This is a genomic window from Streptomyces sp. DH41, assembly GCF_029813785.1.
In the GTDB taxonomy this organism is placed as follows: Bacteria; Actinomycetota; Actinomycetes; order Streptomycetales; family Streptomycetaceae; genus Streptomyces.
Genome location: NZ_JARVKY010000019.1, coordinates 83,723 through 103,912 on the forward strand (window position 1 = coordinate 83,723; position 20,190 = coordinate 103,912).

Sequence of the window (20,190 nt, forward strand, 5' to 3'; positions counted from 1 at the left end):
AGGAGTTGGTCCCGCATGGCCGCCGAACTCACCCCACAGCAGATGACCGACCGGCACCGGCCGACCCTGGATCTGGCGCTGGAGACGATCCGCACGCGCGCGTACTGGTCCCCCCACCCCGAGCACCCGAAGGCCTACGGGGAGAACGGCAGCCTGGACACGGCCGCCGGCAAGGCCGCCTTCGACGCCCTGCTCGGCACCCGCCTCGACCTCGGCCAGCCCGGCACCGACGACTGGGTGGGCGGCGAGGTCTCCCCGTACGGCGTCGAGCTGGGCGTGGAGTACCCGCACGCCGACCTCGACGTGCTGCTGCCCGCCATGAAGGCCGGGCAGAAGGCGTGGCGGGACGCGGGCGCGGAGCTGCGCGCGATGGTCTGCCTGGAGATCCTGGGGCGGATCGCCGACCGGACGACGGAGTTCGCCCAGGCGGTCATGCACACCTCCGGACAGGCCTTCATGATGGCCTTCCAGGCCGGCGGCCCGCACGCGCAGGACCGCGGCATGGAGGCCGTGGCCTACGCGTACGCGGAGCAGGCACGCACCCCCGACACGGCGGAGTGGACCAAGCCGCAGGGCAAGCGCGACCCGCTCGCGCTGACCAAGTACTTCACGCCGGTCCCGCGCGGCATCGGCCTGGTCATCGGCTGCAACACCTTCCCCACGTGGAACGGCTACCCGGGCCTCTTCGCCTCCCTCGCCACCGGCAACGCGGTCCTCGTCAAGCCCCACCCGCGCGCGGTGCTGCCGCTCGCGCTCACCGTCCAGGTGGCCCGCGACGTCCTCACCGAGGCCGGCTTCGACCCGAACCTGGTCGCGCTGGCCGCCGAGCGCCCCGGCGAGGGCATCGCCAAGACCCTGGCGACCCGTCCCGAGATCAGGATCATCGACTACACCGGCTCCACCTCCTTCGGCGACTGGCTGGAGGCCAACGCCCGACAGGCCCAGGTCTTCACCGAGAAGGCCGGCGTCAACACGGTGATCGTCGACTCCACCGACGACTACAAGGGCATGCTCGCCAACCTGGCCTTCTCCCTCTCCCTCTACAGCGGCCAGATGTGCACCACCCCGCAGAACCTGCTGATCCCCCGCGACGGCATCCGCACCGACCAGGGCGCCAAGTCCTACGACGAGGTGACCGCCGACCTGGCGCGGGCCGTAGACGGCCTCCTCGGCGACGACGCCCGCGCGAACGCCCTGCTCGGCGCGATCGTCAACCCGGACGTCAAGGCACGTCTGGAGGCCGCCGCCGGCCTCGGCGAGGTCGCCCTGGCCTCCCGCGAGGTGACCAACCCGGACTTCCCCGACGCCGTCGTGCGCACCCCGGTGATCGTCAAGCTGGACGGCGCCAAGCCCGACGACGAGGCCGCCTACACCAGCGAGTGCTTCGGCCCCGTCTCCTTCGCCGTCGCCGTCGACTCCGCCACCCACGCCGTGGACCTGCTGCGTCACAGCATCCGCGAGAAGGGCGCGATGACCGTCGGCGCGTACACGACCGACGCGGAGGTGGAGGAGGCCGTGCGGGAGGCCTGCCTTCAGGAAGCGGCCCAGCTGTCCCTCAACCTCACCGGCGGGGTGTACGTCAACCAGACGGCCGCCTTCTCCGACTTCCACGGCTCGGGCGGCAACCCGGCTGCCAACGCCGCCCTGTGCGACGGCGCGTTCGTGGCCAACCGGTTCCGGGTGGTGGAGGTCCGCCGGCAGGCCTAGGAACCCCGGGAGCCCTGGATCGCGCCCCCGGTGGCGCTCCAGTGGTACAGCGTCATGGCCACACTGGTCGCGAGGTTGTAGCTGGAGACCTGGGGGCGCATCGGCAGCGCCACCAGGTGGTCGGCACGCGCGCGCAGTTCCCGCGACAGCCCGCTGCGCTCCGAGCCGAACGCGAGCAGCGCGTCGTCCGGCAGCTTCAGTTTGCGGATGTCCTCGCCCTCCGGGTCCAGCGCGAACACCGGCCCCGGTGGCAGTTCCCCCACGTCCAGCCGTTCCACGGCGGTCGCGAAGTGGAGCCCCGCCCCGCCGCGCACCACCGTCGGGTGCCACGGGTCGAGCGTGCCCGTGGTGACCACGCCGGCCGCCCCGAAACCGGCGGCCAGCCGGATCACCGCCCCCGCGTTGCCGAGGTTGCGCGGCTGGTCGAGGACCACGACCGGCGTACGGCGGGGCAGGTGCGCCAGGGCCCGCAGGTTGGCCGTACGGGAGGGGCGTACGGCCAGGGCGGCCACGGCGGTGGGGTGCGGGCGCGGCACGAGGGACGCGTACGTCTCGTGCGCCACCTCGGCCAGCAGACCGTCCAGCGCGTCCCGTACGTCGGGCGCCAGCTCGTCGGCGAGAGCCAGGGCGGCCGCGCGGTCACCGGTCACGGCCACCGGGACCTCGGCACCGAAACGCAGCGCGTGCTTGAGGGCGTGGAAGCCGTCGAGCAGCACACACGGGCCGGCGTACCGGCGCCAGGCGGCGAGCGGATCGAGGTCGGGGCCGGGGTCGGGGCCGGGGACGGGGACGGTCATGCTCCGAAGCCTACGTGCGTGTGCTCGGGGCCCTTCCTGTCCGCAGGGTGCTCCGCGCCTTCCCGAGCCTCCCCGCCTTCCGCTCCCTCCCCGGCCGCGTGGGCGCGGGGGCCGGGCACCGCCGCCTTACGACCGCTCCCGCGCCCGGCCGGCCGCCGGCCCCGCAGCCCGTCGCGCGCGCGTGCCGTCCAGTCGCCCACGCGGCGCAGGAACGAGGTCGGCAGGAAGACCGCGTCCGCGGCGATCATCGCCAGCGAGAAGAACGGCAGCCCGAGCACCACGGCGATCACCGCGTGCTCGGTCATCATGGCGGCCAGCAGCACGTTCTTGACCCGCCGGTTGAACAGCGTGAACGGGAAAGCGACCTGCACGGCGACCGTGCCGTAGGTGACGAGCATGACCATCGTGCCGTTGGCGGCCAACGCGTCGGAGAGGGCGGGCCAGGGCGAGAAGTAGTCCAGGTTGAGCGGGTAGTAGACGGCGGTGCCGTCCTGCCAGCGCGAGCCCTGGATCTTGTACCAGCCCGCGGTCGCGTAGATCAGACAGGCCTCGGCCATGATCACGACCAGGGCGCCGTTGTGCACGATGTTGGCGACCACGTCGAGCAGGATCCGCGGCTCGCCGCTCCCGGCCCAGCGTCCCACGGCCCACCACAGGCCCTGCGCGGCCCACACCGCCCACAGCAGCGCCGGAACGAACCAGTCGCCCTCCAGCCCGCCCGCCCACGTCATGGTGAGCAGCAGGAACCCGAACACCCACCACAGGGCCGGCCCGGCCCGGTCCACGACACGCTCCCCACGCGCGCGTGCCTCACCCGCCCGCCGCGCCCGGCGCGCGTCCAGCGACCACACCTGGCCGCAGCGCGTGAGGACCAGGTAGATGCTCATCAGGTGGAGGACGTTGTCACCGCCGTCTCCCATGAAGACGCTGCGGTTCTGCAGCGAGAGCACCCCGACCATGAAGAGCACGGACATGGTCCGGGTGCGCCAGCCCAGCAGGAGCAGCACGCCGCTGAGGACGGCCAGCGCGTAGACGATCTCGAACCAGGTCCGCCCGTCCGACCACATCAGCACCGTGAAGGCGCCGTTGTCCGCGATCAGCTGCTCGGCGAGGTCGTGGCTCCATGGCCCGTCGGGGCCGTACAGCTCGTGGCGGTGAGGCAGTTCGCGCAGCAGGAAGAGCAGCCAGGTCGCGCTGAAGCCGATGCGGATCACCGCGGTCTGGTACGGACCGAGCGCGGCGCCGGTGACGCGGGCGATGCCGCGGGAGACCGAGAGGGCGATGCCGTTCACGCGGCGCCCCCTTCCTTCGCGGTGCCGTCCTCCGCGTCGCCGTCCTCCGCGTCGACCGACACCGGCCACCAGGGCAGCTCCCGGTAGACCGGCCGGTCGGAGACCTTCTCACCGCTCCACGGGGGCGGCTCCACGTTGGTGGTCCGGGAACGGTACTGGACGCGCTCGACGACACCGCCCGGTCCGGCGGCCTCGTTGCGGTCCAGGCGCAGGGCCGCTATGCGCCGCAGATAGGCCTCGGCCAGTGTGCCCCGCGGGCCCACGGGGCGGTCGTCGGAGTCGTGGGTGGCGACGAAGAAGTCCCAGGCCCGGCGGAGTTCGTTCTGCTGGGTGTGGCTCGGCAGCGGATTGCCCTCGATGCTCCGGCCGTCCTCGGCGGACAGGTCGTACCAGCCGGTCGTCCGTATCGCGCCCTCCGCCGTGGTCACCTCGGCGCGGACCTGGACGGAGATGTTCTGCTGGAGCGGGTTGGGCGCGAAGAGCTTCCAGTTCTGTTCGAACTCCGGGTAGACCCACTCGTCGACCGCGGCGCCGTGCTGCTTGGTGAGGGTGTTCGACGGGGCGACGTGCAGGAACACCAGGCCTATGTGGGCGCAGACGGCGACGGCGACGACCGCGAGGGCGACCACCGCACCGACCTGGTAGCGGGGGGAGAGCGCGGCGACACCGGTACGGAGCTCCGCGGACGCCTGGCCCGGCTCTGCGGGCGTCACTCGGGGGCCGGCTCCGATACCGGCCGCGGCCCCGGTCCCGGTCTCGGCCTCATCCTCGGCCTCGACGGGGCCGCCGGTCTCCGCCGGACCGCCACCTGTCCCGACTGGGCCTTCCGAGGGCTCCGACGGCTCCGACGGCTCCGAGGGCTCCGAGGGCTCCGAGGGCTCCGAGGGCTCCGAGGGCTCCGAGGGCTCCGAGGGAGCCTGCCCGTCCGGGCCGTCCGGCCGGTCCGGTCTGCCCCGGCCTCCCTGCTCGTCCCGCCCCTGCCGGGCGTTCGAGCCTGCGTCGTACGCGTCCATTGCGCCCCGTTCCGGTCCCGACCGTCGTTCCGCCCGCCGCGCCCCGCCGCGACGCGCCCGCGCGCCTCTCGAGCGGTTGCCCGGCGGCGTTCGAACCGGAACGGTACTCAGGACCGCCCGCCCGCACAGCCCCCGGCGGACCGGCCGCACCGTGGCCGTCACCACATCCGTCACCGTGCGCCGGCCCCCGCGGTGACACGGAAGGCCGCTCCGGAGACGACGCGGAGGCGGCCCGGAGACGGCCCCGAACGGATCGAACCGCCCGGTCGACGCCCCGGGCGGCTCTAGAGAACGTGCCCCGGCTCGCCCTTCCCGTCCACCACGGGACGGCCGGCCGCGGCCCACACCTGCATGCCGCCGTCGACGTTCACGGCGTCGATGCCCTGCTGGACCAGGTACATGGTGACCTGGGCCGAGCGCCCGCCGGAACGGCAGATCACGTGGACCCGGCCGTCCTGCGGCGCGGCCTCGGTCAGCTCGCCGTACCGGCCCACGAAGTCACTGATGGGAATGTGCAGCGCCCCGGCGGCGTGACCCGCCTGCCACTCGTCGTCCTCGCGGACGTCCAGCAGGAAGTCGCCGTCCTTGAGGTCCGTGACCTCGACCGTGGGCACACCAGCTCCGAAACTCATGCCCCCGACGCTACCCGACGCGGCGGGGCGGGCGGCCTGCTCGCCGTCCCCGCGGGGCTCCGACGCGTCGTCGCACGTCAGGACCGGGACCAGCCACGCAGCGCGGGGTGGGCGAGGACGCCGTCGACGGCCAGGCCGACCGCCGGCGGCGTCAGGCCGTCCGGTGCGGAGACGGCCAGCTCCGCGGTCGTGCCGTGGCAGCCGACCAGCCGTGCCCGCCAGCCCGTCGGCAGCAGGGCGATCAGCCGGATCGCCGCGGTTTCCGGAGGAGCGTCGGCCGGGCCGCTGATGCGGACGGAGTGCTCGGTGGGCATGGAGGTCTCCAGGAGGGTTTGGTGCCGGCCGGGGCCGCTGGGGGGCGGGAACGGCCCCGGCCGGGACGAGCGCGTGCCGAGAGGTCAGCGGGAACGGCGGGCCCGGCTCAGCTGGAAGACGCTCGCCAGGAGGGCGACCAGGATGACGGCTCCCAGGCCGTAGCGGGCGCCGTTGGCCATGTCGCTGGTGATCACGGCGACTTCGGCGCCGCAGAGGATGGCGACGAGGGCGGCGGTCAGGACGGTGTTGTTCGTGCGGTTGTTGTCGCTCATGGTGCTCTCTCCTTGGTGGGGGGCCCGGTCCGAGGACCGGCCGGATGGGTGGTGTCGACCGGTCGGTCCGATGGCTTCGGCCGAGGTCGAGTGGATCGTAGGGAGGCGCACCCACCCGGCGGGAACCGTACGAGCGGTTCCCGGCCAGGACGGGTGGGCTTCGACCGGCGCTGGATCAGTCCTCGAGCCTCAGCGCCTGACGGAAGGACAGCTTGCGGCCGGTCTGCATCAGTGCCCTGCGGTAGACCCGCTCGCTGGCCAGGACGATCAGGGCGGCGGCGGCCAGGGAGACGATCAGGGAGGCCGCGGGCTCCCACCAGGCCGTGTCGCCCGCGATGATGCGGGCCGGCATGGTGATGGTCGAGGTGAGGGGGACGAAGGACAGGACGCTCTGGACCGTTCCGGTGACCGTGATGCCGACGACGAAGACGACGGCGACCAGGGCGTTCACCGGGGTGGTGGTGGACTGGATGTCCTCGGTCCGGGTGGCGATGGCGCCGGCGGCGGCGAACACGCAGGCGAGGACGGCGATTCCGACGACGTAGTAGACCAGGAACCAGCCGAGACCCGCCGTGACCTGCCCCAGCGTGCCGGTCTCACCGGTGGCGACCAGACCGATCGCCGCGGCCGCCGTGAACGCCACCATCTGGGCCAGGGCCAGCGTCGTACTGCCGACGATCTTGCCCACGAGCAGGTCCCGCAAACGGATCGAGCTGGCGATGATCTCCACGATCCGGTTCTGCTTCTCCTCCACGATGCTGGTCGCCAGCGAGACGCCCAGCAGCACGGCCGCCAGGTAGAACAGGAAGCCGAAGAAGTAGGTGGCCATCCGCACCACGGACTCGGGCGTCTCGTCCGGCGACAGCAGGGTGTGCTGGAGCGTGGCGCCCTTGGTCAGGGCTTCCATGTCGGTGCCCGCGGAGGTGGCGTTGGCCTCCATCGCGCTGCTCTGCACGGCGGCACCGAGCCAGGTGGCGGCGGTGGAGTCGTTGCCGGTGTCGCCGAGCAGGGCCCAGCCCTCGGGCGTGCGCAGCAGTCCGGCGTCGACGTCACCGGCCCGGACCGCCTCGCGCACCGCGTCCGCCGAGGCCTCCTCGCGCACACTGATCTCGACGTCCTGGTCGGCCTGGTCGGCCAGCGCCTCCGCCTGCCGCACCAGCACGTCGCCCTCTGAGGCGACCGCCGCGACCGTGATCTTGCCGGCCGTGGAGGCGAGGTAGACCTGGAGGCCGACCGCGCCGAGGATGACGGCGAGGGTGGCGACCGTGGAGAGCAGGAAGCCCCGGTCCCGTATCTTCACCGCGATCTCGCGGGCGGCGACGATCAGCCAGGCGGCCTCGCGCTTCGCCGGTTCCTCCCGCCGCCCGGCTCCCGCGGAGCGGGCGGACCCGGTGGAGCCGGACGCGGCGGGGGCGTTCGGGCCGCCGGTGGCGGTGGCCTCCCGCTCCTCGGTGCGCGGTGTCTTCTCGCTCGTGAGCGTGGTCATGCTGCCGTCATCTCCCTGAACACGTCGGCGACACTGGGGACGATCTCGGCGAATTCCCGTACCGGGCCCCGGCGCAGTGCCTCCGCCAGAAGCCGGTCGGCCACCTCGTCGGTGGCCAGTTCGAGCAGGGCGGTGCCCTCCCGCTGCTCGATGACGTCGACGCCCTTGACGTCGCGCAGCCAGCCGGTGGGGCCGGCGGTCACCAGACGGTGCCTGACCCGGCCACGGCGGCGCAGGTCGGCCGCGGTGCCCTGGGCCAGGACGCGGCCGGCGGACTGGACGACGACGTCGTCACAGAGCTGCTCGACCAGTTCCAGCTGGTGGGAGGAGAACAGCACCGGGACGCCGCGCTCGGTGTGCTCGCGCAGCAGCTCGGCCATGGAGTCCACGGCGTGCGGGTCCAGGCCGGAGAACGGCTCGTCCAGCACCAGCAGATGCGGTTCGCCGATCAGCGCGGCGGCGATCTGCACGCGCTGCTGGTTGCCCAGCGACAGTGACTCCAGCCGGTCGTCCCGCTTTTCGGCGAGCGCCAGCCGCTCGATCAGCCCGGAGGCCGAGTCCTGGGCGGCGCGGGCGCTCAGGCCGCGCAGCCGGCCCAGGTAGACCAGCTGGCTGAGGACGGTCTGCTTGGGGTAGAGGCCGCGCTCCTCGGGCATGTAGCCGAAGCCTCGGCGGTCGACGGCGGTGACCGGCGCGCCGTTCCAGCGGATCTCGCCGCCGTTCAGCGCCAGCACACCCATGATCATGCGCATCGTCGTGGTCTTCCCCGCGCCGTTCCCGCCGACGAAGCCGGTCATCCGGCCGTCGTCGACGCGGAACGACACCTGGTCGACCGCGCAGCGGTCGCCGAAGCGCCGTACGACGTTGTCCAGTTCCAGCATCGTGTGCGTTCCTCCCGTTTCGAGGGGGTCGGGCGTGCCCTGGTGGGCCGCTTCGTCAGGGCAGGGGGTGGGGGGCCGCGGCCCGGTGATCGGTCAGGCGCGCCGGGCAGCCGGTGCGCCGGGGTGCGGAGTCCAGACGGGACCGGTTCCAGCTCCACCGGTGGGTCTCGTCCATCCGCAGATGCTGGTAGCCGGCCGGTACGGCCTTCACCGCGTGCCAGCCCATGGCGGTCGCGGTGGCGGGCAGCCGGGGCGTGAGGTCGACGACCAGCGGGTCGGCGCCGTCGGCGAGCAGCGCGGCGACGATCGCGTCGGTGCTCACCGCGGCCGGGAACATCGGTTCCCCGGCCGGGACGAATCCGGCGACCCAGTCGCGTACGGCCCGGCGGGCGCGGCCGGTGAGCATGTACCGGATCCGGTCGTGCTCGGTGACCAACGGGTCCGGCACGTCCGTGACCGGGCCGTCCTGCGCGGTGACCTCCAGCGCGGCCCGGACCTGCCAGGCCTCCTGGAGGGCACCCAGCAGGGCGTCGTGCGGGCGGTCGGAGGCCTTCATGCCCACGGTCGTCAGGGCGCCGGGGCGCTCCGGTTCCAGCAGGCAGGCCACCACGCACCACAGGCCGTCGACGGCGGTCGGAATACGTGCGAACACCGTCTGCACACCGCGGTCCAGCGCCCGCCGCCACAGGACGCGCAGCGCCTCGCCGGTGGGCCGGTCGGGTTCGCCGGCCACCGCCGCGAAGGGGTCGCTCCAGCAGGGCAGCCCCAGCTGGCGGCCCCAGGCGACGGTGAACGCGTCCCGCTCGACGATCTCGACGAGCGCCGAGCGCAGTGCCATGTCCGCGCTGCCGCCGGACGCCGCGCCGGAGGGCCCCGGGTCGAACAGCGAGGTCGGCCCGGTGGTCGGCCAGTCGACGAGGTGGGCCGGGACCAGCACCTCGGCCCTGTCGCTCAGCCGCACCGCCGGGTACCAGGCGAGTTCGGCGCGGGCCGCGTCCGGGTGGGCCAGGGCGTGGCGCGGGTCGTGCGCGGCGAGGGCCGGACGGCCCAGACCGGACGCGGTGCCGTGTACGGTGCCCAGCCGGTCGTCGGGGTGCAGCGCGCGGCGCTCGACGGCCTCGCCGGCACCGCGCAGCAGCGCGTCGGCGCGGGAGTGACCGTTGGCGCCCGCGACCAGCGCGGACAGCGGCACCTCGGCCTCGTCCGCCCCGGCGACCGGGGCGAGCGCCACGGCGGTGCTCCACAGCGGGTTGTCGCCCCGCGGGGGCAGCAGCGAATAGCGGGAGGCGATGCCGGTGGCCGGGGCGAGGGTGCGCGGGACGTCGATCATCAGGCCGCCTCCGCGTAATCCCGCGCCGGCGTGCCGCCCAGGAAGGGCAGCGCGGCCGCGTCGTCGTCGGCGAGCGCGGCCAGCGCCAGCAGCACGCCGGCCGATCCGGTCGCCAGGTCGGTGGAGAGCCGGTAGCCGTGGTCGCCGAGGAAGTCCACACGGCCCGGCTCGGCGGCCATGGCCTCCCAGCCCAGCGCGTCCAGGTGGGTGCGGATCAGCTCGGGGGCGCGGTCCTCGCCGGTCAGCGCGAGCAGCGCGCCGGCCCGGCCGGTGAACAGGCCGCAGGATATGGCGAAGTGGGTGTGCACGGTCTCCAGCAGCCGTTCCCGGGCCGCCGCCAGGTCGGCGCTCGGCCGGTGCCGCCGCAGGGCCCGGATCACCAGGGCGATTCCCGCGCCGCCGATGAGGCCGGGACCGAGCCGGAGCCGGCTGTCCTCCTGGTCGAGGTCGATGGTCTCCAGGTCGGCCCGCAGTTCGGCCTCGGCGGCGTCCAGGTGGCGGATGTCGCCGCTCTGCTCGAACAGCCGCAGCAGGAACAGCGCGTGACCGGTGCGCCCGTGCACCAGACCGACCCGCTTGGGACCGGCCGGCGCGCTCTCCGGGCCGCCCAGCCGGCCGGCGAGGGTACGGGCCATGTCCAGGTACGCCGGGTCGCCGCGGCGCTCGGCCAGGTGCAGAGCCACCAGACCGAGGCCGGCCCAGCCGTTGCACAGCGAGTCGCTGACGTTCGCGGCCGGGGTGTCGAAGGCCCGCCGCATCAGCGCGTCGGCCTCGTCCCGGTGGCCCAGGTGATCGAGGGTGAACGCCGGTCCGGCCAGGCCCGTGAAGAAGCCGGGGCCGTCCGTCTCGGCGTCGCGGGCGTGCTCGGCGAGCCACCGCACGTGCTCGGCCGGCGGCCGGTGACCCGCGCGGGACAGGGCCCACAGCACGCCCGCCGCGCCGTACGCGAAGGTGGTGCCGCCGTCCGGGATGAGGAACTGCATGGCGTCGCCGGGGTAGAGACGGTCGTCGCGGTCGGGTGAGGCGCCCTCGACGATGGAGCGGGCGATCCTGGCGCGCAGCTCGGCGTCGGGAACGGCGGGCCACTCGGCCCGGAAGTCCCGGTCCGCGGTGAGCACGTCCGGACCCAGACCGTCGGTGATGGCGCGGGTCAGGGACTCCGGCAGGTCGAAGTTGTCGGTGGCGGCCTTGAGCAGCGTGCGCACCTTGGCGACGCCCCACGGCACCACCTGCGGCAGCGGCATGAACATCGTCAGCCGCAGCACGTTGAGGGCGAACAGGTCGACCGCCGGCCCGGTGAGGTGGTGCGGCGCGTGGAAGCCGAGAGCGCCCATCGCCTGCTGGTAGCCGGCCTCGACGGGGGTGGAGGTCTCCATGTCGATGAACGCGACCGAGTCGTCGGCCTTGAGCAGGATGTTGCCCGGGTGCAGGTCGCCGAAGACCACCCCGCGCTCGTGCATGTCGGCCACGCCACGGGAGACCTGGTCGAGGATGCCCAGCGCCCACTCGGTGTAGGCGGCGCGGGCCTCGGGGGTGTTGTCGCCCGAGGTGAAGGGGTGCCGGCGGCGCAGCACGTCGATGAGGGCCTCGCCCTCGACGAACTCACGGGCGAGGAAGCGGTGCTCGTGGCCGTCCCGGTAGTCGACCAGGGCCGGCACCGTGGGCAGACCGGCCAGCGTCGTCAGCGCCCAGTGCTCGCGCTCCATGCGGGCGATCGCGTCCGCCCCACTGGCGTCCAGGCCGGCCAGCGGACGGGCCTCCTTCAGCAGCACCTCGCCACCGGTGCGCTGGTCGACGGCGCGGTAGACGCCGCCGCCGTTGGAGAAGTGCAGCGCCTTGTAGACCCGGAACGGGAAGTTCTTCAGAGTGCCCTGCCTGCGCTTGGCGTGCGCCTCGGCGAGGAACGCCGGCAGGGTCACCCACTCCGGCGGCCGGAACGCGGGGCGCCGTACGTCGGGCACCATCTCGCCCTGCGGGTTGCGGATGCCGGGGACCATGGCGCCGTTCTCGGCACGCGCCATCTTCAGCACGAAACCGCCGTAGCGCACGAACAGCGGTCCCTGGTTCCAGCGCAGGTCGCTGAGGATGTACGGGGCGGGCGTGCCGCCGATCAGCTCGTCCAGCTCGCGCAGCGTGCGCTCGAGGGCCTCCTCGTCGGACGGGTAGATGGTGACGAACTTGCCGCTGGCGCTGCGGTCGCCGTACTTGCTGCCGCGTCGGCCGAGGATCTCCCGGTTGGAGATGTACTTGTACATCAGCCCGTTCTCCACGCAGTACGGGGCGACGATGTCGAGGAGTTCGGCGGCGTTGTCCGGCGAGGCGGAGACGTGGATCTTCCAGCCCTGGTCCGGGACGTCCAGGTCCGGCGGAGTGCAGAACGTCCACTCTCTGCCCCGGCTCACCGTCCAGCCGGTGCCGGGGACGCGGCCCGCGTGGAAGTCCTGGTCCGTGGCGCCGTCGTGATCGGGGGCGTCGTAGAAGAGGGAGTCCTCGCGGCAGAAGTCGAGGAAGCGGAAGTCGAGCACGATACGTCTCCTGACCGTGGGTTCGGTGGGCGCGGCGTGGCCGCGCCGAGGGTGCGTGGCGGGTCGGGCGGAAGGGCTGTGAAGCCGGGCCGGGGCCGGGCGGCGGGGCCGCGGGGGGGCCGGGCGGTGGGGGCTACGGGAGGAAGGGGCTGATGTAGGTGCGGTAGCCGACCTCCCACAGCGGCAGCCGGCCGGTGTCCACCCGGGCGGCCCCGGCGGATTCTTCGGGGGTGCCGTCGAGGTCCAGCCGGTAGGTGGTGACCGGCATCTTCAGGGCGCCGTCCAGGTCGATCGGGAAGAAGGAGTCCAGCGGGGCCTCACCGGTCCCGGCGGGCGCGGCGCCGATGGTCGCGGTGCCCGTGGCGGAGTTCAGCACAGGGCCGTTGGTGGTGAGGCTGACCTTCTGGCCGGGCCCGATGCGGTCGGTGTCGGCGCCTTCGAGCAGCACCAGGTCGACTCCGCCGGGCCGGCTCACGTACGCGGCGGACACCGTGTGCGGGACGGGCAGGAACATCACCGCGCCGACGGCGGCGGCGACCGCGGTGGTGACCAGGGCGATACGGGGCCGCCCGGCACCGGCCGCGCGCACCTCCCCCGCCAGCCTGCGGACCCCGCGCCCCAGGAAGTACAGCCCGTACGACACTCCGCAGGCGGCCAGGCAGATGCCGATGACGCCACCGCGGCGCAGCAGGTCGATCCAGAGCTGAAGGGCGGTGGAGAGCAGGTACAGCGGGAAGGCCATGCAGGCCAGCCCGTACACGGTGGTCCAGCGGTGCTTCAGCTCGCGCTCGTAGGTGCCGCCGAACAGCAGGCGGGCCAGGAAGCGGCGGGCGTCGGTGATGGCCCGGTCGCGCAGGTAGGGGATGTCGACGTGGCTCATCAGGGCGATGTAGCCGTCGAGCTTGATGAAGGGCAGCAGATTCAGCAGGCCGGTGATGTAGCTGCCGAGGGCGAAGAAGACCAGGGCGGTCTTGGCTCCGGAGTCGGCCAGTGGCCAGGCGGCGAGCGCGGCGGAACCGGCGAGGAAGGTCTGCACCGCGGGGCCGGCGAGCGCGACGTGGACGCGCTGGCGGCGTCGCGGCAGGCGCCAGGCGTCGGACACGTCGCAGAAGAACGCCGGCATCAGGTAGAAGAGCATGATCCCGATGCGCGAGGGCTTGCCGCCGTAGCGGATGAGCGTGGCGGCGTGGCCGAGCTCGTGGATCGAGGTGCCGATGATGAGTCCGGCGAGGATGCCCAGGTAGGTCAGGGGCGACAGCGGACCGGACAGCGAAGCGGTGACGTAGGTGTTCTGGACGGCGAGTGCGAGCAGGCCGGCCAGGGCGGTCAGCAGCGCGCCACCGACGAGGTAGCGGTTGCCCAGGCGGGCGAAGAGGGGCTGCATGGACTGCATGGTGCGGCCGGGCCGCAGCAGGGTGAACTGGAAGGTGAACGGCGGGACCATCTTGAAGCGGCCCTGGCGGCGGGGCGCCTTCATCTCGCCGGTGTCGACCAGGGCGAGGTCGTCCAGGCGCCGGACGGCGAAGCCGACCATCTCGGCGTTCCAGCCACCGCCCATCAGGCGGGCCAGTTCCTCGTGGTCGCGGCTGCCGTCGAAGTGGCCGGCGAGGACGGCGACTTCGGGGCTCACCCGGATGTAACGCGGGCCACGCTGCAGCACCCACGTGCCGCCGTCGCCCATGGGCGGGTGGATCTCGGTGCCCGGTGCGCGGTCCGGTCGCTGCGTGTGCGCGGCGGGCGCAGCGGGTGAAGCGGTGGTGGCGCTCACGGTGGTGTCCTTACGGCGGAGAGGATCGGTCGGTGGGTGGGGCGCCCCCCGCCTCGGCCCAGCTCATTCGTTTGCCGGAAGCAGGGCCGAGGCAGGATCTGCGGTTGGTGCCGAAGACCTAGTGAGGGCTACTCACTGGGGGTCGCGTCCCTCGTCGCGGTTCCTCGGTCAGGTGAGGGCGATCGAGGTGGCGACGGCCGACGAGACCGTGGCGCCGATGGAGACACCGGTCCAGAAACCGGGGGCCTCCAGCGCCTCCAGCTCCTGCATCTCCAGCTCCACGTTCTCCGGGGTGGCGGCGGCGACAGCGACGTCGTTCTTGATCTCGGCCATGACATTTCCCTTTCGTAGGACCCGGTGAGCCCTTCTCACCAGGAGCGGCTGTTTCACGTGAAACAGCGCGCGGATCGGACGATGGACGCGGGATGGATCAGGTGAGGGCGATCGAGGTGGCGACGGCCGACGAGACCGTGGCGCCGATGGAGACACCGGTCCAGAAACCGGGGGCCTCCAGCGCCTCCAGCTCCTGCATCTCCAGCTCCACGTTCTCCGGGGTGGCGGCGGCGACAGCGACGTCGTTCTTGATCTCGGCCATGACATTTCCCTTTCGTAGGACCCGGTGAGTCCCTCTCACCAGGAGCGGCTGTTTCACGTGAAACGCCGCGTGGATCGGACGATGGACGCGGGATGGATCAGGTGAGGCTGAAGGCGACGGAGACCAGGGAGATGCCGACGCTGACGCCCGCGGAGGTCGCCCAGCCCGGGGCCTCCAGCGCCTCCAGCTCCTGCATCTCCAGCTCGGTGGCGGCCAGGTCCTGCAGCTCGGTCTCGACGATGTTGTTGTTCTCGCTCACGGTGTGCTCCCTCGGTTCGTTGCTGATGAGTTGCCGTTCGGGTGGTGCACTGCCGGCCCGGAGAGGTCCGGCCGGTGGTCGCTCAGGTGAGGCTCCAGGCGACGGAGACCAGCGAGATGCCGACGCTGACGCCCGCGGAGGTCGCCCAGCCCGGGGCCTCCAGCGCCTCCAGCTCCTGCATCTCCAGCTCGGAGACGGCCAGGTCCTGCAGCTCGGTCTCGACGATGTTGTTTTCGCTCACGGTGTGCTCCTTCTGTCGTGTGCCGGAGGCTTCCGGCTGTCGTGCCCCGGGGGATTCCGGCTGTCGTGCACCGGGGGTCCCGGGACGGATCGGTGGTTCCATCACGGTCGTCCGGCCGTCGGCCGGGTGCCGTGGTGGCTCTGTGAGCCCCGGGCGGCGGGGGATCCGCCCGGGGCCGGCTCGGTGGCCTCGGCCAGGAGCGCGCGCACGTCGGCGGCGCTCAACTCGTCGAGGATGGGAAGGCCGGCGCCCCAGCCGCGCATGATGCGCGTGGTGGCGCGGGCGAGTTGGCCGGTGTCGGCGCGCACGGTGCGGTCGATGTGCCAGTCGCTCATCAGCCGGAGCAGACCGGCGGCCGGGTCGTCGGGCAGCCAGGGGGCGCCGGCGCGCAGCACCCGCCACAGTCGGTGGATGCGGTCCGGGCTGCCCAGACGGGTGTCCCCGTCGAGGGTGTGCCGCCACAGCACCGGCCACAGGGCGGCGACCGTACGCATCTTGGCCAGGTCCAGCGTGGTGGAGAGTTCGTTGGCCATCGCCCAGCACTTCACGGCGTACGGGCTGCGGCCGATGTTGATCCGGCCGATCTGGCTCTCCCCGCTCGACTCGGCGATGCGCAGCCGCAGTTCGGCCGGCAGGGCACGTCCCTCGGCCCGGAGCGCGGCGACCTCGTAGCCCGCCACCAGGATCCGGGCGGCCAGTGCCTCCACGGCGGCGTCCTGCTCGGGCAGTTCGGTGGCGTCCCCGGTGTAGGGGCTGACCGTGCGGAACAGCGCTTCCAGGGCCCCGTCGGCGACGAGCCCGGGAGGCAGGGTGTCGGTGGCCTCGGCCGACCAGAGGGCGGCGACGGGCCTCAGACAGGATCCGGTGGCCAGGAACTTGCCCCCGTCGCGGGAGAAGCAGGCCACGGTGCCCAGTTCGCTGCCGGTGCCCAGAGTGGTGGGCACCGCGAGCACCCGGACGTGCGGCCCGAGGGCGGGCGGCAGCACCAGGAAGCCGCTGCGCTGCGGGGCGGTGAGGTACCGGTGGAAGTGGGGGTGGCGGGCGGACAGGGCGGCGAGCTTGGCGAAGTCGAGGGTGGTGCCGCCGCCGACGGCGATGACGATCCCCTCCGGGTCGAGTCCGGCGGCCGTCTCCGCGACGGCGTCGAGGCCGGTGGGGCCGTCCAGGACGATCAGGCGTGGTGTCCGTCCCGCCCGCTCCACCTGGTCCAGCACGCCGGTGGTGACGGGCCGGCCGGCGACCGCGGGGTCCGCGATGACGGTGACGGTCCGCGCACCGTCCCGGCGCAGCCAGTCGGCGAGCCGGTCGATGCCGCGCAGGGGAGGTGCGGGCGGGATGAACTCGGGCCGGACGGCCCCCTTGCGGACCTTCACCGGCCGCCGGACGCGGTGCCCGGCGCCGCCGGCGGCGGCGGTGTCGGTATTCACAGCGGTTGTCACAGCGGGCTCCTGACCACGTCAATTCGTGCTCTGTGTCGGACTCGTCGGATCGGATACGGTGGGGAACCTGCCTCGGCCCAGCTCATTCCTTTGCCGGAAGCGGGGCCGAGGCAGGTCCTGCGGCCGGTGTTCGTCCCCCGGGTCGCCGGGGGCGGTTCGTGCCGCGGGGCCTTTCGGCTCGTGCGGCGGTCAGGTAGCGACCACGACCGAGACGCTGACGGCGGTACCGATCGACACGCCGGTCCAGAAGCCCGGGGACTCCAGGGCCTCGAGTTCCTGCATCTCCAGCTCGGTGACCTCGGTCGTGAACTCCTCGGCCTGGGGCGTCTGCTCGTTCATGGGTGTCATTCCTTCGGGTCGCGGGAGCGGGCTGGTCGGGGTGGTGCGGGCGGTACGGGTGGCCGGGGCCGTCGGCCGGTGGTCAGCCGCGTGCGGCGGGCCGGGCCGCGGGCAGCAGGGCGTCGATCCCCGCCTCGACGCAGGCCATCAACTCGTCGACCTCGGCGTCGGTGTAGGTCAGGGACGGCACCAGCTGGATGCCGGCGGGGCCCGGGTGGACGATGGCGCCGGCCGCGCGCACCGCGCCGACCAGATGGGCCACGCCCGGCGGAGACAGGCGGTGCCCGCCGGGCCCTCCGATGAGCAGGGTGCGGAAGCAGCCCCGGCCGGTGGCACCGGTCACCAGCGGATGCCGGTCGACCAGGTCGGTGATGGCGGCGTCCAGGCGGGCGGCCACCCGGCGGCCGGAGACCACCGCGTCCAGGCGGTGCATCTCGGCGATGGCCGCGCTGACCGCCGCGCAGGGCACGGAACTGCCGCCCTGGGTCTCGGCGTGGGTGAGGATCGCGTCCTGCCCGGTGAAGGCGTCGGCGATCTCGTGCGAGAAGACGACCGCCGAGGCGGGACAGACACCGTTGGTCAGGCCCTTGGAGGACAGCAGTACGTCGGGCTGGCCCGGCCAGGTCTGCGAGGCGAAGAAGGTGCCGGTGCGGCCGAAGCCGGTGGCGACCTCGTCGGCGACCAGCAGATAGCCGCTCTCGTCACGTAGCCGTACGAGCTCGGCGAGGTACTCGTCGGTGAGCGGCACGGTCCCGGTGCCGAGCACCGGCTCCACCACCATCGCGGCGATCTGCCGGCCGCTGCGGGCGACCAGCGTCCGCAGCTCCTCGACGTCGTTGGGGGTGACGTGCCGGATCAGCCGCTGGTCGACGCCGTAGGCGCGCTGGCCCAGGTCCTCGCCGGTCAGGGCGAAACCGCCGAAGGTCAGTCCGTGGAAGCTGCCGCGCAGGGCGACGACCAGGTTGCGCTCGGGCCTGCCGCGCAGGGCGTGGTAGTGGCGTACGAGCTTCATCGCGGCGTCGTTGGCCACACCGCCGCCGGAGGAGAACAGGACCCGGGCGTAGTGCTCGGTGCCGCACACCGCGAGCAGGTCGTCGGCGGCCTTGCGGGCGTAGGTGTTCTCGAAGCGGAAGGAGTGCAGGTAGGAACCGTTGGCGGCGGCCTCGGCGACGGCGGCGGCGATGGCCTCGTTGCCGTAGCCGAGGTTGGCGTTCCACAGACCGCTGTCGGCGTCCAGGACCTCGCTGCCGTCGGCGAAGGTGACGCGGTGTCCGCGTGCGCTCACCGCGCACTGGGCGTCGGCGCCGTGGGTGCTCGGGGCGATCAGGTAGGGCCACAGGGCGCTCATCGGGCGGCCACCGCCTTCAGCAGCGACACCCGGTGACGGTCGCCGGGCCCGCTCAGCGGCCGGCGCCCGGCGATCACGAGCCCCGCCTCGGCGAGTTCGGCCTCGATCGCGGCGATGCTCATCGTGCCGACCTCGTCCACGCACACCGTGACCGGGCCCTCGGCGGGCGCGGACGGCGCGATGGTGACGTAGCGGAAGGCGGCACCGGCCGGCCAGTACTCGTACAGGTCGTACATCGTCCCGCCGGCGCCCTTGACCTGGGCGTGCACCTCGGTGGGCGCCTCGTCGTCGGCGCGTTCCATCACGGAGAGCAGGAACTGTCCGCCGGGCGCGAGATGCGCGGCCACCGACCGGTAGAGCCCGGCCCGGCCGGCCTCGTCGAGCAGGGAGAGGGAGGTGGTGCCGAGGACGATGTGCGCGTACTCCCGGCGCAGGTCGAAGGCCGCCATGTCGCCCTGGACCACCGTGCACCGCTCACGCAGCGCCTTCGGGGCACGGGCCAGACGGGACCTGAGCAGCTCGAGCATGTGGTCCGACAGGTCGAGCGCGGTGACCTCGCGTCCGGTGGCCAGCAGCGGGAGGGTGAAGCGGCCCGCTCCGGCGGCCAGGTCCAGGACCGGGCCGTCACCGGCGGCGCGCACGGCGCCCACGATGTCCCTGATCTCGAAGCCGTCGGCAGCGGCGAGGTCGTCGTAGAGGGGCGCGCCCTGCTGGTCGTAGAGGCCGCAGAGGCGGGCGCGGTCGCCGAGCCGGGCGATCCGCTCGCCGCCGAGGCCGGGCGGGCGGACAAGGGTGGTCGTCGGGGCGAGTGCGGTCATCGGGCACCTACCGGGGTACGGGTCTGGAGGGAGGGGCCGCGCTCGGTGAAGAAGGCGCGGACCTGGTCGAGGACGTGGCCGGGGGTGAGGCCCTCGGCGACGGGGCCGGCGAGCAGGCACTCCACGGCTCCGGCGAAGGCACGGTCGACGGCGAAGACCCGGCCGCCGGCCACGACGTAGGACTGCTCGGCGTTCCACAGCACCAGCGGCACGCCGGGGCCGGTCAGGTCGTCACCGGCGTCCGCGGCGAGGCCGGGGGTGACGCGGTGGCCGAAGCCGGAGACCTTCAGGCCGCCGATGTCCTGGGCGGTGAGGGCCCGCAGCGCCTTGACGGCGGCGTGGTAGCGGCCGAGGAAGGGACGCACCTGGAGCGCGGCGGTCCGCGCCTCCTCGGGTACCGCGGCTCCCAGGCTCACCGCGCAGGGCGCCTCACTGGCCGCGTTGACGTGCTCGTAACGGGCGAGGAGGGCCGGCAGGTCGTCGCCGACCGTGCCCAGCGGGGAGCCGGTGGGCGAGAGGGAGATCCGTCCCTCGGTGTCGACGTACAGGCGCAGGGCGGGGCCGTCGTTGCCGCGCGGTCCGCCGAGGGCGGCGGTGTCGGCGAGCAGTACGGCGGGCGTGATCAGGTATTCGGGGAAGACGCCCTCGGTGAACGCCCGGTCGGCGTCGGCGAGGAAGGCGGAGAAGTCGGACGGGCCGAAGACACGGAGCACGGTCGGGCCGAGCACCGACATGAAGGCGCTGGAGGCGTAGTCCTGGGTCTGCAGGTAGAAGTCCTCGCCGAGGGCGAAGTCCTCACCCGGCTCGCTCAGCGAACCGCCGTACGGCACGATGCCGGCCGCGAGGTCACCCGGACCCGGCGTGAAGACGAGTGTGCCGGGGCCGGTGAGGCCGGAGGCGAGCACGGCGTCGAGGTGGCGGGCGTCGGCGAGGACGACGGTGGCGACCGTGGTTCCGGTGGCGCCGGACGGCCGACGGCCGCCCGATCCCCACGACATGATGTGTTCCTTCGCGCGTCTGCGCGCTTCCGTGTCCATGGCAGTCTGGTCCTTCGTTGCCTGATTGCTGGTGGCTGGGCCTGCTGTCCTGCTGGGTCTGCTGAGCTGCTGGGTGGGCCTGCTGTGCAGTCGATT

At 73.2% G+C, this 20,190-nt stretch carries 21 protein-coding genes; 1 reads left to right on the top strand and 20 read right to left on the bottom strand.

Annotation, left to right across the window (positions count from 1 at the left end; genetic code table 11):
- Window positions 1–15 precede the first annotated feature (15 nt).
- Window positions 16–1,707: a phenylacetic acid degradation protein PaaN gene (gene paaN / locus QC283_RS27465; protein ID WP_279564389.1), complete on the top strand. Its 1,692-nt coding sequence runs from the start codon at window positions 16–18 to the stop codon at window positions 1,705–1,707.
- Here the strand turns inward: paaN and QC283_RS27470 are convergent.
- The 20 genes from QC283_RS27470 to mpaB form a co-directional block, all read right to left on the bottom strand.
- Window positions 1,704–2,504 carry a TrmH family RNA methyltransferase gene (locus QC283_RS27470; RefSeq protein WP_279564390.1) on the bottom strand — a complete coding sequence of 267 codons (801 nt, stop codon included), beginning with the start codon at window positions 2,502–2,504 and terminating at the stop codon, window positions 1,704–1,706. The two genes, paaN and QC283_RS27470, sit on opposite strands and share 4 nt — an antisense overlap.
- Window positions 2,501–3,796 carry an HTTM domain-containing protein gene (locus tag QC283_RS27475; RefSeq protein WP_279564391.1) on the bottom strand — a complete coding sequence of 432 codons (1,296 nt, stop codon included), beginning with the start codon at window positions 3,794–3,796 and terminating at the stop codon, window positions 2,501–2,503. Before QC283_RS27475 ends, QC283_RS27470 begins: the two co-directional genes overlap by 4 nt.
- Complete coding sequence (locus tag QC283_RS27480) at window positions 3,793–4,509, bottom strand: DUF5819 family protein (protein ID WP_443032701.1); 717 nt, start codon at window positions 4,507–4,509, stop codon at window positions 3,793–3,795. Before QC283_RS27480 ends, QC283_RS27475 begins: the two co-directional genes overlap by 4 nt.
- Window positions 4,510–5,093: 584 nt before the next feature.
- Entirely contained in the window at window positions 5,094–5,423 is a 330-nt protein-coding gene (locus QC283_RS27485) for a rhodanese-like domain-containing protein (protein WP_279564470.1), read from the bottom strand.
- 95 nt (window positions 5,424–5,518) lie between these two features.
- Complete coding sequence (locus QC283_RS27490; RefSeq protein ID WP_279564393.1) at window positions 5,519–5,755, bottom strand: hypothetical protein; 237 nt, start codon at window positions 5,753–5,755, stop codon at window positions 5,519–5,521.
- A gap of 84 nt (window positions 5,756–5,839) precedes the next feature.
- On the bottom strand, window positions 5,840–6,028 hold the full coding sequence (locus QC283_RS27495; RefSeq protein ID WP_279564394.1) for a hypothetical protein: 189 nt from the start codon (window positions 6,026–6,028) through the stop codon (window positions 5,840–5,842).
- A 175-nt stretch (window positions 6,029–6,203) separates the two neighbouring features.
- Window positions 6,204–7,514, bottom strand: a complete 1,311-nt coding sequence (locus QC283_RS27500; RefSeq protein WP_279564395.1) for an ABC transporter permease — start codon at window positions 7,512–7,514, stop codon at window positions 6,204–6,206.
- The gene (locus QC283_RS27505) at window positions 7,511–8,395 is read right to left on the bottom strand and encodes an ABC transporter ATP-binding protein (protein ID WP_279564396.1); all 885 of its coding nucleotides are present in this window, start codon (window positions 8,393–8,395) and stop codon (window positions 7,511–7,513) included. The genes QC283_RS27500 and QC283_RS27505 overlap by 4 nt, the downstream gene beginning before the upstream one ends.
- Window positions 8,396–8,450: 55 nt before the next feature.
- Window positions 8,451–9,725, bottom strand: coding sequence for a YcaO-like family protein (locus tag QC283_RS27510; RefSeq protein WP_279564397.1), 1,275 nt, complete (start codon window positions 9,723–9,725; stop codon window positions 8,451–8,453).
- On the bottom strand, window positions 9,725–12,250 hold the full coding sequence (gene lanKC / locus QC283_RS27515) for a class III lanthionine synthetase LanKC (RefSeq protein WP_279564398.1): 2,526 nt from the start codon (window positions 12,248–12,250) through the stop codon (window positions 9,725–9,727). The genes QC283_RS27510 and lanKC overlap by 1 nt, the downstream gene beginning before the upstream one ends.
- A gap of 133 nt (window positions 12,251–12,383) precedes the next feature.
- Window positions 12,384–14,018, bottom strand: a complete 1,635-nt coding sequence (gene mpaP, locus QC283_RS27520; RefSeq protein WP_279564399.1) for a daptide biosynthesis intramembrane metalloprotease — start codon at window positions 14,016–14,018, stop codon at window positions 12,384–12,386.
- A gap of 168 nt (window positions 14,019–14,186) precedes the next feature.
- Entirely contained in the window at window positions 14,187–14,351 is a 165-nt protein-coding gene (locus QC283_RS27525) for a daptide-type RiPP (RefSeq protein ID WP_279564400.1), read from the bottom strand.
- 97 nt (window positions 14,352–14,448) lie between these two features.
- A complete protein-coding gene (locus tag QC283_RS27530) occupies window positions 14,449–14,613 on the bottom strand; it encodes a daptide-type RiPP (RefSeq protein WP_279564400.1) in 165 nt (54 codons plus the stop codon).
- A 97-nt stretch (window positions 14,614–14,710) separates the two neighbouring features.
- Window positions 14,711–14,872, bottom strand: a complete 162-nt coding sequence (locus QC283_RS27535; RefSeq protein ID WP_279564401.1) for a daptide-type RiPP — start codon at window positions 14,870–14,872, stop codon at window positions 14,711–14,713.
- 82 nt (window positions 14,873–14,954) lie between these two features.
- Window positions 14,955–15,113: a daptide-type RiPP gene (locus QC283_RS27540; protein WP_279564402.1), complete on the bottom strand. Its 159-nt coding sequence runs from the start codon at window positions 15,111–15,113 to the stop codon at window positions 14,955–14,957.
- A gap of 101 nt (window positions 15,114–15,214) precedes the next feature.
- Entirely contained in the window at window positions 15,215–16,552 is a 1,338-nt protein-coding gene (mpaC, locus tag QC283_RS27545; protein ID WP_279564403.1) for a daptide-type RiPP biosynthesis dehydogenase, read from the bottom strand.
- 189 nt (window positions 16,553–16,741) lie between these two features.
- Complete coding sequence (locus tag QC283_RS27550; protein ID WP_225634761.1) at window positions 16,742–16,891, bottom strand: daptide-type RiPP; 150 nt, start codon at window positions 16,889–16,891, stop codon at window positions 16,742–16,744.
- Between the two features lie 82 nt (window positions 16,892–16,973).
- Window positions 16,974–18,239: a daptide-type RiPP biosynthesis aminotransferase gene (gene mpaD / locus QC283_RS27555; RefSeq protein WP_279564404.1), complete on the bottom strand. Its 1,266-nt coding sequence runs from the start codon at window positions 18,237–18,239 to the stop codon at window positions 16,974–16,976.
- A complete protein-coding gene (gene mpaM, locus QC283_RS27560) occupies window positions 18,236–19,057 on the bottom strand; it encodes a daptide-type RiPP biosynthesis methyltransferase (RefSeq protein ID WP_279564405.1) in 822 nt (273 codons plus the stop codon). The genes mpaD and mpaM overlap by 4 nt, the downstream gene beginning before the upstream one ends.
- The gene (gene mpaB, locus QC283_RS27565) at window positions 19,054–20,094 is read right to left on the bottom strand and encodes a daptide biosynthesis RiPP recognition protein (protein WP_336620668.1); all 1,041 of its coding nucleotides are present in this window, start codon (window positions 20,092–20,094) and stop codon (window positions 19,054–19,056) included. The genes mpaM and mpaB overlap by 4 nt, the downstream gene beginning before the upstream one ends.
- Window positions 20,095–20,190: the final 96 nt, after the last annotated feature.

Excerpts from the sequence above, each read along its gene's own strand:
- QC283_RS27510 (WP_279564397.1), bottom strand. The coding sequence starts at position 9,725 with ATGATCGACGTCCCGCGCACCCTCGCCCCGGCCACCGGCATCGCCTCC.
- QC283_RS27505 (WP_279564396.1), bottom strand. The coding sequence starts at position 8,395 with ATGCTGGAACTGGACAACGTCGTACGGCGCTTCGGCGACCGCTGCGCG.
- mpaD (WP_279564404.1), bottom strand. The coding sequence starts at position 18,239 with ATGAGCGCCCTGTGGCCCTACCTGATCGCCCCGAGCACCCACGGCGCC.
- QC283_RS27490 (WP_279564393.1), bottom strand. The coding sequence starts at position 5,755 with ATGCCCACCGAGCACTCCGTCCGCATCAGCGGCCCGGCCGACGCTCCT.
- QC283_RS27550 (WP_225634761.1), bottom strand. The coding sequence starts at position 16,891 with ATGAACGAGCAGACGCCCCAGGCCGAGGAGTTCACGACCGAGGTCACC.
- QC283_RS27500 (WP_279564395.1), bottom strand. The coding sequence starts at position 7,514 with ATGACCACGCTCACGAGCGAGAAGACACCGCGCACCGAGGAGCGGGAG.
- QC283_RS27470 (WP_279564390.1), bottom strand. The coding sequence starts at position 2,504 with ATGACCGTCCCCGTCCCCGGCCCCGACCCCGGCCCCGACCTCGATCCG.
- mpaB (WP_336620668.1), bottom strand. The coding sequence starts at position 20,094 with ATGGACACGGAAGCGCGCAGACGCGCGAAGGAACACATCATGTCGTGG.
- QC283_RS27525 (WP_279564400.1), bottom strand. The coding sequence starts at position 14,351 with ATGGCCGAGATCAAGAACGACGTCGCTGTCGCCGCCGCCACCCCGGAG.
- QC283_RS27530 (WP_279564400.1), bottom strand. The coding sequence starts at position 14,613 with ATGGCCGAGATCAAGAACGACGTCGCTGTCGCCGCCGCCACCCCGGAG.
- paaN (WP_279564389.1), top strand. The coding sequence starts at position 16 with ATGGCCGCCGAACTCACCCCACAGCAGATGACCGACCGGCACCGGCCG.
- QC283_RS27495 (WP_279564394.1), bottom strand. The coding sequence starts at position 6,028 with ATGAGCGACAACAACCGCACGAACAACACCGTCCTGACCGCCGCCCTC.
- mpaM (WP_279564405.1), bottom strand. The coding sequence starts at position 19,057 with ATGACCGCACTCGCCCCGACGACCACCCTTGTCCGCCCGCCCGGCCTC.